The 14,851-nt window shown below is 41.1% G+C and carries 13 protein-coding genes; all 13 read left to right on the top strand.

The window, feature by feature from the left end; all coding sequences use genetic code 11:
* Positions 1–519 precede the first annotated feature (519 nt).
* The 13 genes from J7K40_13075 (at position 520) to J7K40_13015 (ending at position 14,767) form a co-directional block, all read left to right on the top strand.
* Positions 520–1,755: a serpin family protein gene (locus J7K40_13075; protein MCD6163326.1), complete on the top strand. Its 1,236-nt coding sequence runs from the start codon at positions 520–522 to the stop codon at positions 1,753–1,755.
* Positions 1,756–1,994: 239 nt separating this feature from the next.
* Positions 1,995–2,654 (top strand): glycosyltransferase family 2 protein, encoded by a 660-nt coding sequence (locus tag J7K40_13070; protein ID MCD6163325.1) that lies wholly within the window; start codon positions 1,995–1,997, stop codon positions 2,652–2,654.
* A gap of 116 nt (positions 2,655–2,770) precedes the next feature.
* Positions 2,771–3,529 carry a 5'/3'-nucleotidase SurE gene (surE, locus tag J7K40_13065; protein MCD6163324.1) on the top strand — a complete coding sequence of 253 codons (759 nt, stop codon included), beginning with the start codon at positions 2,771–2,773 and terminating at the stop codon, positions 3,527–3,529.
* 316 nt (positions 3,530–3,845) lie between these two features.
* Positions 3,846–5,300 carry a tetratricopeptide repeat protein gene (locus J7K40_13060; protein ID MCD6163323.1) on the top strand — a complete coding sequence of 485 codons (1,455 nt, stop codon included), beginning with the start codon at positions 3,846–3,848 and terminating at the stop codon, positions 5,298–5,300.
* Between the two features lie 590 nt (positions 5,301–5,890).
* Complete coding sequence (gene lexA / locus J7K40_13055; GenBank protein ID MCD6163322.1) at positions 5,891–6,514, top strand: transcriptional repressor LexA; 624 nt, start codon at positions 5,891–5,893, stop codon at positions 6,512–6,514.
* Positions 6,515–6,560: 46 nt separating this feature from the next.
* The gene (locus J7K40_13050; protein ID MCD6163321.1) at positions 6,561–7,859 is read left to right on the top strand and encodes a hypothetical protein; all 1,299 of its coding nucleotides are present in this window, start codon (positions 6,561–6,563) and stop codon (positions 7,857–7,859) included.
* A 68-nt stretch (positions 7,860–7,927) separates the two neighbouring features.
* Positions 7,928–8,488: a transposase gene (locus J7K40_13045; protein ID MCD6163320.1), complete on the top strand. Its 561-nt coding sequence runs from the start codon at positions 7,928–7,930 to the stop codon at positions 8,486–8,488.
* Between the two features lie 64 nt (positions 8,489–8,552).
* Positions 8,553–8,828, top strand: a complete 276-nt coding sequence (locus J7K40_13040; protein ID MCD6163319.1) for a hypothetical protein — start codon at positions 8,553–8,555, stop codon at positions 8,826–8,828.
* A gap of 6 nt (positions 8,829–8,834) precedes the next feature.
* Positions 8,835–10,079 (top strand): DNA polymerase IV, encoded by a 1,245-nt coding sequence (gene dinB / locus J7K40_13035; GenBank protein MCD6163318.1) that lies wholly within the window; start codon positions 8,835–8,837, stop codon positions 10,077–10,079.
* A gap of 507 nt (positions 10,080–10,586) precedes the next feature.
* Complete coding sequence (locus J7K40_13030; protein ID MCD6163317.1) at positions 10,587–10,937, top strand: hypothetical protein; 351 nt, start codon at positions 10,587–10,589, stop codon at positions 10,935–10,937.
* Complete coding sequence (locus J7K40_13025) at positions 10,934–11,581, top strand: hypothetical protein (GenBank protein ID MCD6163316.1); 648 nt, start codon at positions 10,934–10,936, stop codon at positions 11,579–11,581. Before J7K40_13030 ends, J7K40_13025 begins: the two co-directional genes overlap by 4 nt.
* Complete coding sequence (locus J7K40_13020) at positions 11,545–12,432, top strand: PAS domain S-box protein (GenBank protein ID MCD6163315.1); 888 nt, start codon at positions 11,545–11,547, stop codon at positions 12,430–12,432. Before J7K40_13025 ends, J7K40_13020 begins: the two co-directional genes overlap by 37 nt.
* A gap of 589 nt (positions 12,433–13,021) precedes the next feature.
* The gene (locus J7K40_13015) at positions 13,022–14,767 is read left to right on the top strand and encodes a hypothetical protein (protein MCD6163314.1); all 1,746 of its coding nucleotides are present in this window, start codon (positions 13,022–13,024) and stop codon (positions 14,765–14,767) included.
* The last annotated feature ends 84 nt before the right edge of the window (positions 14,768–14,851 follow it).

Genomic DNA, 14,851 nt, shown 5'->3' with positions numbered 1-14,851 from the left:
CTTTGATTCGATGATTATCCATTTATGTCATTCCCCCGCCGCGGCGGGGGAATCCGGAAAACTGTTAGTTAACTCAAAGGTGGATAACAAAAATACCGTGCCCCGTGTCCGCAGACAGGCGGGCGCCGGCAGGCAGGAGGTATCGGCATGACCAATCTCTGGATTCCCAATCAAGTTGGGAATGACGCGGGCAGTGTGGGAATGACGCGGGCAGTGTTGGGAACGACGCGGACGGTGTTGGGAATGACATCATTATAGCATCCGCCTAAAGCGGACAAAAGGCCGGACAGTAGTGTAGTAAAATAATATCTAAAACGCTGAATGACACTGCTTCTGTCTCCGCATTTGCTGCTGCGTCAGTTCGTAGCAGAGCGTGAGCTGATGCTATCATTATCTCCGCATTTTTAACTTGAAACTGACTCAATAGTATGGCATATAAAACTATAATAACATTTAACGTGGTTGGTATGCGTCCTTGTATGCCAACTACAATGGATTTGAACCAAAGGAAGGGATATTATGAAACAACAACTTATTATTCTAACGATGTTTATTATCGGCGTTGCGTTTTGCTTAAGCGAATCCGGCAAGGCTCAGCCAAACATAGCCAATGAGCTGCCCGCTCATGAAAAAAGCATTGCCGAATCGAGCAATAAATTCGGCTTCAAGCTGTTTCAAAAAATCATTAAACAGGATGCCGATAAGAATATTTTCATGTCGCCTATGTCAATCTCTATGGCTTTAGCTATGGTATATAATGGCGCTGAGGGTGAAACCAAAAAGGAAATGGCGAAAACGCTGGAGATGGCTGATCTTACAATTGATGAAATGAATGATTCTTATCACAGCCTTATTACAATGTTTGCCAATCTCGACCCGGAGGTTACATTTCAGATAGCGAATTCTATTTGGTACCGTCAGGGGTTCGATGTTGAACCGGATTTTATCGAACTAAACTCAACCTGTTTCAATGCTCAGGTCAACGCCCTCAATTTTAATGATCCTGCCGCTGTCGATATTATCAACGGCTGGGTTTCTGAAAATACTAATGATAAAATCAAGGAAATCGTATCCAGGCCAATTCCGCCTGATATGGTGATGTACCTGATAAACGCCATCTATTTCCTTGGCAACTGGACAGACCAATTCAACACGGCATCCACAAAAGATGATAAATTTACTCTGCTTGATGGCTCCCAGACCGACTGCCGGATGATGTTTCAGGATCGCCGTTTCAGCTATTTAGAAAACGATGAATTTCAGGCGGTTAATCTTCCCTATGGTAATAAGGATTTCAGCATGAGCGTTATTCTTCCCAAGCCCGATATTAATATCGATGGTTTAATTGACAGCTTAAACCAGGATAGCTGGCAGGAATGGCGTAATAGTTTCACGTTCAGACCAAATAAAATAAAACTTTATCTGCCTAAGTTTAAACTTGAATATGAAATTGAGTTGAGCGATATCCTGACTGCCTTGGGAATGGGCGATGCCTTCTCGCCTTCGGCAGATTTCACCGGTATAAACAAAAGCGGCGAAGTGTTTATTAGTTTCGTCAAACATAAGACATTTGTCAAAGTGGATGAGGAGGGCACAGAAGCCGCCGCGGTTACATCTGTCGGGATGATGACCAGCGCCATGCCAATGGAGAGCATAGTAATGCGAGTCGACCGACCGTTTATATTCATAATTACCGAGGATCAATCGCAGTCGGTTGTATTTATAGGCAAGATTATCGAGCCGGTTTGGGAATAGTAGATTAATCACTGCTAACCGGTTTATACTGCATATGATATCAGGTTGCTGCGCCTCGCCAGTGCTGTTGGAAGTTACTTCCGACAGACACATCGGCAAAAGTAAGACTATCTTGTGAGCGGCATTCGCCAAAGGCTGACCGGTTTGCGTGTTCGTGGTTGTGGTTGGCGTGCGTCCTTGTGCGCTAACTCTTTGATTATCTTATAGACAAACCTAACTTTATATTATAAATTCTCCATATGAAAACAGTGGCTATCATACCAACATACCAAACTGCGCCATATATCAAAGATGTAATCACTGACACTAAAAACTATCTCAATGACATCCTTGTCGTCGATGATGGCTCCACCGATGGCTCCGGTGATATCGCCAGCGATTGCGGTGTGAAGGTTATCACGCACGAGACAAACAATGGCAAAGGCGCGGCGTTAAAAACAGGCTTCAACTATGCAATCAAACATGGCTATGATGCTGTCATTACGCTTGATGCCGATGGCCAGCATAAAGCAAAATATATCCCTGATTTTATGAATATGTATGCCAAAACAAGAGCCGGCTTAATCATCGGCTCTCGAAAAAGCGATAAAGCCGACATGTCGTTTCCCCGCCGCTGTTCCAATTTCCTGACCTCGCATATGCTATCATTTTTACTATGTGCCTATATTGAGGATTCGCAGTCGGGCTATAGGCTGATAACGACTGACCTTCTCAAGCAGGTCGAGCTTAAATCCGACCGCTACGAATTGGAGACCGAGATTATTATCAGGGCAATAACGCATGGTTTCAAAACCGCCTTTGTACCGATAAAAGTGGTTTATGGCGCTAATTTCCCTTCCTCGATAAGCCATTTCGCCGATACATTCCGCTGGGTGAAAATGGTGCTGGAGGAGATTTAACAGGCGGTAGTCTTCGTAAACTATCAAGACTGCAATCCGTCTCAGGCGGATTGACCTGTTTCTGCCGCGCACGTAACCCTTGACATAACCGCCAGCATTTCCTTATTTATATTAATATGTTGATACTTCTAACAAACGATGACGGTTACTCGGCAGCTGGGCTGGATGTGCTTCGCAAATACCTGTCGAAGTATTACCGTGTTGTGGTCGTTGCCCCCGACCGCGACCGCTCCGGCGCCGCGCATTCCCTAACGGTTACCAGACCCCTTCGAGTGAAAAAAATCGAAAAGGATTACTACGCCGTGGATGGCACCCCCACCGATGCCGTTATGATAGCAGTCTATAAGCTTCTGAAAAAAAAGCCGGATATAGTCATTTCCGGCATCAATAACGGCGCTAATATGGGGGAGGATGTTACCTATTCGGGCACAGTAGCCGCCGCCATTGAAGGCACTCTTTTCGGCATCCCCTCAATAGCTGTCTCATTAACCGGCAAGGAACGGCTTAATCATTATGACAAAAACGAGTATCTGAAAGCGGCTAAATTCACTCGCAGAGTTGTAAATGAAATCACAAGTAAAGGTTTGCCGGATGGCGTCCTGTTGAATATCAATGTCCCGACCGGCAGGGGAGTAGATGTAAGAAAATATACAATCACTCGCTTAGGGGAACGCGTTTACGAGGATGTTATCACCAAAAAAATCGATCCCCGCGGGCAGCATTATTACTGGATTGCCGGTCAGGTTAGAATTACCGGCAAAACTCCCGATACCGATTACGGCGCAATTCTAAGAAAATTGATTTCTGTAACTCCTTTGGCTGTTGATATTACCGCCAATAGTTTTATCGATGATTTAAAAAAATGGCGTTTTTAAATACAGATGACCCAAGAGATATACTACCAAAACCCCGATATTGATAATGCGTTACGCATCAATAGATTGCAATATTGAAAATAAGGTGTTTTATGGCAACTATTAGCGCGAAATTACGTAGTTAATAATGAAGGATTTTATTATAAATTGACGGTAAGCAAACTAGGATAATTATCGATAACATTTAGTAAAGAGTAAACACTTTAGGGTAATTTATAATGTTCACGTGCTGTCGGAAATTGCTTCCGACAGCTCGGTAATTCGCAATGTTGATGACAGCGAGAAGCGCTTTGTGAAAACATAAAAAGGATCGATTATGGCTAAGAGATTTATTCTGATAATATTTATAGCCCTTCTAATCTTTTCGGCAATCTATGCTTTATGGGATAAAAAGGATGTTACCACTTCATCCGATTTGGCTTATCAGGTTTATATTGCGGGAACCGAGAAGTGGAAAAATGCATATCTCAGGGATGCCATACCGGAATTTGAAAGGGCTGTTAAGATAGATACAAACTTTGCTATGTCTTATGCTCATCTCGCCGAATTGTATAATTACATCGACAGAAAAGAAGAAGCGGGAGAAATGATGGCCAAAGCTATGACTCTCCTTCCACTTGTTACCGAACGCGAGCAGTTGCTGATTAAAATAACCGATGCGACAATTAATACTAATCTTGAAAACCAAGAAAAACTTATTGATGAATATGTCGAAAAATTTCCTGATGATATTTTTGCTAACCATTTTGAAGCAAAAAAATTTATGCTTGAAAAAGATTTTGACAATGCAATAAACGAATATGAAAAGATTATCGATAGAGACCCGGCTGAAGCCTCAGCTTATAACATGCTTGGCTATCTCAATTATTATGTCCGCAACTATGATAATGCTATGTCTTATCTGAAAAAGTATTCCATACTGGCCAAAAAGGAAGCCAACCCTCACGATTCTTATGGCGAAATACTCATGAATCTCGGCAGGTATGATGAGGCTATCAGGGAATTTGAGACAGCCAACAGGATTAAACCCGATCTAGATTTTGTTTTGTATCATTTAGGCGCAGTCCATCGAGAAATAGGCAGGTACCGCGATGCGATTGGCTATATTGAAAGGGCAAAAGAACACAATGACAGCAGACCGCGTCAATTGAATTACGATATTGAAATAGCCTACAATTACTTTCTGGCAGGTAAAACGGAAATAGCATTGGAAATACTAAAAGATGTGCTTAAAGAAAAACCCGATAGATGCAAAGCTTTGAGCATTGAGGGAATTGTATTTGCGCACAATAAGGATTTTGACAGTGCGGCATACAATGTAAAAAAATTAGACAGCTTAAAAACCGCCCTGAAAGATAGCCCTACTGCTTATAGCGCTACTTTGACAGAATTGGATTTACAGATAGCTTCATTGCAAGCGGCGATTGCTTTTTATAAAGAGGATTACCGGGTTGCAATTGAGAAATACCAATATCTTGTCGAACAAACACTGCCGCCTCATATGTTGGTTTTTAGATATTTGCTTGGCAGGTCTTACAATAAAGCCGGGGAACCTGAAAAAGCTATAAAGGAACTGCTTGCCAACCTTGAGGATAATCCTAATCATGCCTTTACGCTTTTTGAATTGTCTCAAATTTACAAAAACAAAGAAGATAATGAAAATTATAAACAGTATTTGCTTAAATACCTATCGGTTATGTCTGGAGCTGATGAGAGCGTAAAAAGTGTCATCACGGCGCGCGCCCAGCTTGATTCGCTGGTTGAAATGTAATAGGGAATTATAACTTCAAAGCAATTTGCTGATAATCTTAGTATTCCGATATTGTATATACCGTGGTTGGTGTACATCCTCGTGCGCCAACAAGCAGCCTTTAAATGTGAAGTCAGAAGTTACTTCTGACTTATTGACTGTGCTTTGTGGTTTGTGGTTGGTGTACGTCCTCGTGCACCAACAAGAAAATAAAATATTATTAAAGTTTTCAAAGCGATGGCAGGAACCCTTTCCTGCCATCTTGTGTAAATCCAACACCGTACGCCAATCAAAAATAAATCACTAAAGCTTCATTTTTTTCTTGACGAATGAACAAATGAGCAGTATATTTATTAACAGGAAATAAATGTTCAGGCGTTAGTGAGGCTATACGGTTTGTCCGAGCAGCATAGAGGCTTGGTCAAAATAGTTTATCTGTAGTCATTGCGAGGAACGGAGCAGTAGGTCAAGACCCTCTTTGCGGTTTTGGCTATTCGTGCACGAAGTCAGAGGTTACAAAACCGTGAAGTCGGAAGTTACTTCTGACTTATTGGCTGTGCTTTGTGGTTTGTGTACGTCCTCGTGCGCCAACAAAAACAAGAGAGGTTATCATGAAAGAACTAACCAAACGTCAGCGGGAAATATTCGACTACATCAAGAAGTCGGTAGTCGAGAAGGGTTGGCCGCCCTCATTGAGGGAAATCGGCGAGGAATTCGGCATCAACTCGACTAACGGCGTCCGGTCGGCGCTGGAGGCATTGGAGCGCAAGGGGTATATTCGCCGCAACCGCTACTTGTCGCGCGGCATCGAGATTGTCAAGGAAGCCCCCGAACATCTCGACAACAGCCAACTGCGGGCGGTGCCGATTGTCGGCAAAGTAGCCGCCGGCATGCCGTTATGGGCCGAGCAGAATATCGAGGGCAGTTATTATGTCGACCGCTCGTTTGTCTCGGGCGAACATATTTTCGCCTTACGCGTGCAGGGCGATTCGATGATAAACGCCGGCATTTTCGATGGCGATTACGTACTTGTGCGCCGTCAGCAAACAGCCCAGAAGGGCGAAATAGTAGTTGCCCAAATCGAGAACGAGGCGACGGTCAAGCGGTTCTATCCCGAACGCAAGCGTATCCGCCTCGAACCCGAAAACCCCGATTACGGCCCCATCATAATCGAAAAAGGCACCCCCGGCTTCACGATTGCCGGCAAGGTAGTGGGGTTGCTAAGGAAGATGTAGGGGGAGTGATAGTTTAAGAGTATAAATTTTTAATAGGGGTTATAGTATGATTAACATGAGAATAGACATTATCCGTAAAGAGCTTGACCGGCGGTTTGGGGAAGTTAAAGCATGTAAAGATAGTGATAAACATTTCTTCAGGGAAGAAGTATGTAAATTCATGTACTTTTTGCTCTCTACGGATGGAGTGAGAGAACATATAATTGAATTGTCTAAATTTGCAGATAAATTCAAAGACTCTGATGAGTTTGATAAAATAGAAAAAGAGATTATTAGCTCAATAAAAGCATTAGGCAAGATAGCTGATAGTTTTAGAGATAATGTTAATAATCTTGCTCATAGTAATAATTTTCAGAATCATGCTATAGATTACTCAAATGAAGTCTTTATTGTGTTGGACCCAAAACTTGATGGAGGGATGTATTCTTATAAAGATTTTTTAAAAGCGTTAGAGCATTTTAAGAATAAATTTGATAGAGAATGTATTAATTTAGATGGCATATTACATAAAATAAAAGAAATTTTCAGCTTCGCTGATGAAAAGCAATGGACATATGATTATGATAATTACTCTATTTTATTCAATAAACTTGTGCAACTTAATAGTAAACTCGATGCATATTTGCGTTTAAAATGTAGTTATGATGGCGCTGAATCCGCTGTCAACCTTTTATCTATTTTCTTTTATTCAGAGTATAGATATCTCGTTAACTTAAACGCAACCGATTGTGGAACAGAAGTCGAGAATGAGATGTTTCGGGATATGTATGGTAATGGTATCAATATTATTCTTACTGCTGGAGATTGCGAAACCCTCTACCACGCCGTCGATAAATTTCTCATGACATCCAAATCAAAAAGTGCCTTGATTGAAAGATTAAAAACATACTGTAGATGGATTAAACGTGATGCCTTTCCGAAGCCTGATGAAAAAAACAGAGAAAATAAAATTTCAGATATTGTAACGGAATTCATTTTTAATCACGGTTATTTTCCAATAGTGAGACCCAAGACCGGTAAAGCAGAGCCGGATATTTTAGCTGAACCGGGTAGTAATGTTCGCTGGGATAATTCATTTTTGATTGAACTCAAGCAGTATATCAAAAATAAAGATGTAGAAGCTGAAATCAAAAGAGAATTACCTAAAGATATCGGACAAGCTAAAAATTACTATTCAATTGTTAAACCTTATATCGATGACACTGTTCATCTTTTGGTTTTCTATAATGGTAAAAAACGGTTTAGGCTTGATGATTCGTATCCTGTAGAAGATAACATTCAGGTTGAGTTTATATATGTAGGGGATATTACACCAAGCAAACTTAAGACAGTTATTATTAAATAAAATAACACCCCCGCGTAGGGGCGTATTGCATACGCCCTTACCCAGGTTTTACATGTAAAAACGCACTTATGAACACGCAACACCATAATAACAGGCACACCAACAGGCATCACAACCGCCATTCCCCGCGCCTGCCGGAATACGATTATTCCCAAAACGGCGCCTATTTTGTAACAATTTGCGCCCACAATCGAAAATTATTTTTCGAGGATGAACACATCAAGAAAATCATCGAGGTTGAATGGTTAAATACGTCTCGAATCAGGCGTGATGTTATAATCGATGAATTTGTGGTTATGCCCAATCATTTGCACGGCATCATTATTATCAATGCCGACTTTGGGGACGTATGCAAAAAGGGCGTATGCAATACGCCCCTACGGCCTCAATTCAGATCACCATCGAAAACGCTTGGTTCCATCATAAGGGGATTTAAGGCAGCAACAACAAGTAAAATAAATAAGATTCATCATACCTCAGGTTTGCCGGTGTGGCAGAGAAATTATTATGAGCATGTGATTCGCAATGATAATGATTTATATGATGCCAGAAAATATATCAACGAGAATCCCCTTAAATGGGCGCTTGATAAAAACAACCCAACAAATTTTGAACAGGAAGAGGTTTGAACCATTTACCAATGACTTCGCGTAGGGGCGTATTGCATACGCCCTCTTCGCGGGAGATAAAATATTGCCGCTTGTAAACCAAGTTGCCGCCATGTACCAGGATATCGAAGAAATAATTGACGTAATCGCCGTGTTCGAAAACGGCATCATGAAACCCCTGCGGTTCCGCTGGAACGGCCGGGCTGTCAAAATCAAACGCATCACCGGCGCTTGGAAAGCCGATGCCGGCCAAAGCAAAATACGCTATTTCGCCGTGCTCGATAACGCCTCCAATTTTTTTCAGCTTGCCTATGATGAGCGCAATACCTCCTGGACGCTCAATAAAATCTGGGTGGAATAAGCAACCATGAACTCCAAACAAAAATTTTGTGTCAACGACAGGGGCAGAAAAAAGCACGGGAATAATTCCCGAAAACAGCGGCGGATAATTCTGCATATCGATATGGATGCCTTCTTTGCCTCAATCGAACAGGCGCACCATCCGCATCTTAAGGGCAAGCCGGTGATAATCGGCGGACCGCCGGAGAGCAGGGGCGTGGTCTCAACCTGCTCGTATGAAGCGCGCAAATATGGCGTGCATTCGGCGATGTCATCCGCGATGGCAAAGAAGCTGTGCCCCGATGGCGAATTTATCCAAACATCCACCGGCAAATATACCCATGTCTCGTTAGAGATAATGAAAATACTCAGCGATTTTTCGCCGCAGGTCGAGCCGTTCTCGATTGACGAGGCGTTTTTAGACATAACCAAAACAACCCTCAGGTACGATGGGAAAAAACAGCTCGCGCTGGAAATAAAACGCCGAATATGGAACAGCCAGAAGCTAACCGCCTCGATTGGTATAGCCGCCGTAAGGTTTGTCGCCAAGATGGCAACGGGAGTAAACAAGCCCGACGGATTAACGATAATCGAACCCGGCCACGAAAAAGAATTTCTCTGGCCCCAGCCGATAAGAAACCTCTGGGGAGTAGGTCCCCAATCGGAGAAGGCATTTTTAAAAATCGGCATCAAGACTATCGCCGACCTGGCTAAATTTCCAAAACACCGATTGAAAAAATATTTCGGCATCGTCGGCGATTCATTACGGGATATGGCGAACGGCATCGGCGAGGATGAAATCAATCCGACTGAGTGCCGCCGCGAGGATAAATCAATGGGGCATGAGCATACTTTCGAGACGGATGTTATCAATCCGAATCGAATAAACGGGATGCTATTGTATCTATGCGAAAAAGTTTCCCGACGTCTCCGAAACGCCGGCTATAAATGCCGCACGATTACCCTGAAAATTAAGTACTCGGACATGAAATTGATTACCCGCGCTAACACAATTCAAAGACCAATCGATTGCGATGAAGTTATCTACCAAATCGCTCGATATATTCTCGAAAAAAACCGCTTCATCGAACGTCCGATTCGTTTGATTGGCGTCTCTGTATCAAAGCTTGAAAAAAGAATTGATGATATTCAGCCCGACCTGCTTGCCAATCCCGACGGCAAAATGCTGATTATCAACCGAGTGGTTGACCGGCTGAAGGATAAATATGGCGATCATTCTATATCCCGGGCAGGTACTAAGTTGATGTTTTGATTTTATCTTCTGCCTAATGCTTACTGTCGGGTTAATTGGCCTACATATAAGCTGTTTGTAAAAAGTAGGTTAAAATCCTTGTGGTTTTGACATAAACGCATCCGGAATAATCAAAAGCGCAAAGGTCTTCACCTACTGTTGTTGATGAAAGTAATTTCCTGTAAACTTATACTTGCCCAAATCTTGTTATTGTGGCTTGGCAGACGTCCTCTTCTGCTGCAAAGTAGCTAAGAGGTACAAGAGGACGTGTACCGCCCATATAGATAATAAGTCAAGACCGCAGGGGTCTTGATCTGTAGTTGTATAAAAAAATCGGGGAAACTCCATGTTTATTTATTCATTGACATTACTGGCTAATTTCCCTATTTTTATTTTTAGGAATATGCCAGAGCATTCTATAAATATGTGCTTTTATGAAGAATTTCATGTTTAAAATATCAAACGAGAAATAAATTGTTAAATATACTTATTATAATAATTCATTAAAAATAGGGGTTGAGGAGAAATATGGATTTTAATGAGAACACTGATCACAAAATCAGTTTGGCTGAAGCAGCTAAGCTAACTAAACAGTTCCAAAGAATTGCTATGAATGAAGACATTAATAATAGTGATCTGCATTATAAAAGTATCGTTGCGCACAGTTTCAGAAAAACCACTTTGATTTCTATTCTCAATCAGGCTGGTTGCATCGGTATCCGCATCTATTACGGTTTGCATGATGATGGCAGGCCCGAACTTGTGCTTATTGGCATTGACTCTCAAGGCGATGACATAACCGATGGTGAAATAGCTCAACATTCTGTTTTGTGTCCGCCTTTCTGTTCGTCGCAGAATGAATTGAATATTTTGAGATGAATATTTATAATATCTTGGGTGCGTTAAGTATATTTTCTATATTTATTCCATTAATTGCAGGATTAATCGGTTTTCGCAAGTACACTTTGGATTTTAAACTTCTAACAATTCTTTTTCTTATTATTACAGGGGTGGGAATATATAGTTATTCCCAGGCTATTAGGGGACAAAACAATATCTGGCTATATCATTTTTATGATCCAATAGAATATAGTCTGTTTATTGCCGCTTTCTCTTTCTGGCAAAAAAAGCTGGTAGTTAAAAAAATTATGTTATACAGCATACCGGTATTTGTTATTTTCTGCATAATTAACATCATATTAACCGATGATATTAATAATTATAACTTTTTCACATCATCAATATCTCGTATTATCTTTATAATTATTTCAGCCTATACATTACTTGATATTTTCAAATCGGATAAAGGCGAACTATTAAAAATACCGGAATTCTGGATAGCTATTGCTCTTTTTATGTGTTCATCTAACACACTCGTTTATTTTGTTTTCAATAAAATCATTGTAGCCCAAGTAATGGTAACCTTTTGGGTGATTAACTTGGTTATAGATTTGATTGCTAACCAGATATATGCCATAGGATTTATATGCCGCTATCGTCAACAGAAATATATTGGAGCTTAGTCGCTGTAATAATCGTATTAACGGTTTTATCTACCAGCATTATAGTTGGCATGATTATCCACAGCCGGAAGATTAAAGAATCTGAAAATAAATTCAGATTGCTGTTTAACCGTGTCAATGATGCCTTAATCGTATTTGATAAAAATGAAAAAATCGTCAATTTAAACGAATCGGCTAACCGTCTTCTGGGATATTCTCAAAAGGAACTTATGAGTTTGTACCTAAAAGATGTAATCCTGAAGGAAAAATGGCTCGAACTTCATGAGGAATTCATCAAGATATATGAAAATAGCGATGAGTATTTTGGCGATACCCAACTAACAACCAAAGAAAAAGTTTTAATCTATGTTGAAGTTATTGCAGTTAATATCAATCTCGAGGGTGAAACGTACGTTATGGCAAGCTATCGGGATATTACTCAAAGAAAACTGGCTGAAAAGGAACTTAAAAAGAAAAATATCGCCCTTCAGGAGGTATTAGCTCATATTGAAGAAGAGAAATTGAAATTCAAGCAGCAAGTGGCAAAAACTATCGATGATGTTTTAATGCCAACAGTTAACAAACTCACAAATGTCGATAATAAGGTAAATGATATTTATTATGACCTGCTAAAAGATAATCTGCAAGACCTCGCCAATGCTTCCGGAGGCATCACCCATGCCTATGCCAAACTAACCTCCCGTGAAATCGAAATCTGTAATTTTATCAAGCATGGTTTTACCTCAAAAGAAATCGCTAATGAGCTAAATATCTCTCTCCTTACTGTAAATAAGCACAGGGAGAGAATACGCAGAAAATTAGTTATCTCCAATAAGAACATAAACTTAGCCTCATATTTAAAGAATATTTAATGCGTATTTTCTTGTACGTAAAACATGGTGTATTGTTGTCTTATTGCGCTCATTTTATAAACCCCCTAAATTACACATAGCAATATAATAAAAACAGGAATCTTCCGGGCTTAACATAGGGGGATATGTTTGGATGGGAAAACATTCCCCTCCTTGGCCTGGAGATAGAAAGGAAAAGTACTTTGGCAAGCTGGCATCATAAAGGAGGGAATCAGGTGTTAAAAGAGGGGCATAAATTTAATTGAACCTTAAAAGGGGGCATAATATTATTTTAGCCACAAGGGGTTTATATTATGATAAATCTACATTAGAGTGTCAGATACTCATAAATTGCTGCAAACAGGGGACATTTTAGATGAACCGAGAACTGTAAAGAGGGGGGCGCTTTTTTATTATTCCGGGTTTTGCAGTTAAATAATGAATAATGAAGAATTAACAATTAACAATAGTTGTCTGCCTCAGAATCAAAAACATTAACCATATACTGTTATCACCGATAATAAAAACGAAACATCTTTATAAATTTTACGTATTCAATACGTAGATGAAGAAATAAGCTGATATCCTGAGTTAAAGGAGAAAAGCGAAAATGAATAGACAAATAAAAATATTGACAGCATCATTAATAATAGCCCTGTTTTTATATATATCTGTAAATGCCGAAACTATATTAAGTCTCGACCATCCTGATATTGATGATATTGAAGTTATCGGCTTCGAGTTGAAAAAACCGGGTGAAATTCAAATCGAAGCGGTTGGTGTTAAATTAAGATATCGCGACAATCTAAATGCATATGCCTGGATTATCGACAATGAAACCCGCGAGCTTGTTTGGGTTATGAAAGAAAGTCATACCACAAAAAAGCGCAGCAAACGCGGTCTTCGCAAGGAAGAAACCTCAAAACGCTTCGAGAAAGGCAAGTATGAGCTTTATTATTATTCCGGCAGCTTTATGTTTTCCAATATTACCATTCATGGCGGCGGTGATTTTTTTGGATGGTTAGGCGATTTACTTGATGGCAACTATGATGAAGAATTTGAGGAATACCTCGATGACTGCTACGTTAAACTGTCTTCGGATGATTTAACCAGCGGAGATATTAGCACTTTTGAAGTTACAGGCGAACGTCCCGGAGCTTTAATAAAACATATCAAGCTTGGCGATTCGGAATATATAAAAGATGGTTTTTCTCTTGATGAGCCGATGAGCTTACATATTTATGCTGTTTTTGAATTTCCCCGGGGAGACCGCACTCCGGTCGATTACGGCTGGATTATTAACGCCAAAACCCGCGAGAAGGTCTGGGAAATTGACCGCTGGAATACCGATTGGGCTGGGGGAAGCCGCAAAAACCGCCTGTATGATGATGAAGTTAAATTCGAGAAAGGCGATTATCTATTATACTTCGTTACCGATGATTCGCATTCCTATGAGGCTTTCAATGCCAACCCTCCGTACGACCCGTTAAACTGGGGTATTACTATTACCGGCGGCAAGGGTTTCGATCAATCTAAATTCCATACTTATGAACCGCCGGATATGGGCGAACCGCTGGTTGATTTAACCCATGTCCGCGATGACCGATTTTTAGAACAACCATTCAAGCTGACCAAAGAGGGGAACTTGCGCATTTATGCTATCGGCGAGTATGCCTACAGCGGTCGGGAGTTTAGCGATTATGGCTGGATTCAGGATGCCGCCACTGGCAAGATAGTCTGGGAGATGTCCAAATTCAATACCGAACATGCCGGCGGCGCCCGTAAAAACAGAATGTTTGACGGCGAGATTACTTTGCCTAAAGGCGAATATATCGCCTATTACATGACCGATGATTCTCATTCCTACCACGATTGGAATGATTCGCCGCCATTCGACCCGGATGCTTGGGGACTGGCTATTTATCCCGGAACTGGTTTTGATAAAAAGCATTTTAAGATATTGTCCCGAGACGATATTACGCAGGGGTCAAACATTATTGCGAAGATGGTGATGATGCGCGACAACCAGCGAAAGCGCGAAAAGTTCACTCTTGATAAGCAGACTCGTATCCATATTTATGCTATCGGCGAGGGCGGCCGTGATGAGATGTATGACTACGGTTGGATTGTCGATGACCGTACCGGCAGATCTGTCTGGGAGATGACCTGGCGCAACACCGAACCTGCCGGCGGCGCCCGTAAAAACCGCCTATTTAATGATAACATAATTCTCGATCCGGGCACTTACGAGGTTTACTATAACACGGATGGTTCGCATTCGTTTAATGATTGGAATTCACCCAAGCCTCGCGACCCGATTAATTGGGGAATTACAATAAGCATTGCCAAAAAATAATTTTACTCCCTCCATAACTGCCTTGCGTTAAGGGCGTCCGTCTTAGGCGGATGCCCTTTTGTTTTGTAATAAAACCTATTGAAA

It is taken from the genome of Candidatus Zixiibacteriota bacterium, from assembly GCA_021159005.1.
In the GTDB taxonomy this organism is placed as follows: domain Bacteria; phylum Zixibacteria; class MSB-5A5; order UBA10806; family 4484-95; genus JAGGSN01.
Note: the sequence above shows the minus strand (reverse complement) of the source record. Positions and strands in the feature narration are given on the sequence as shown.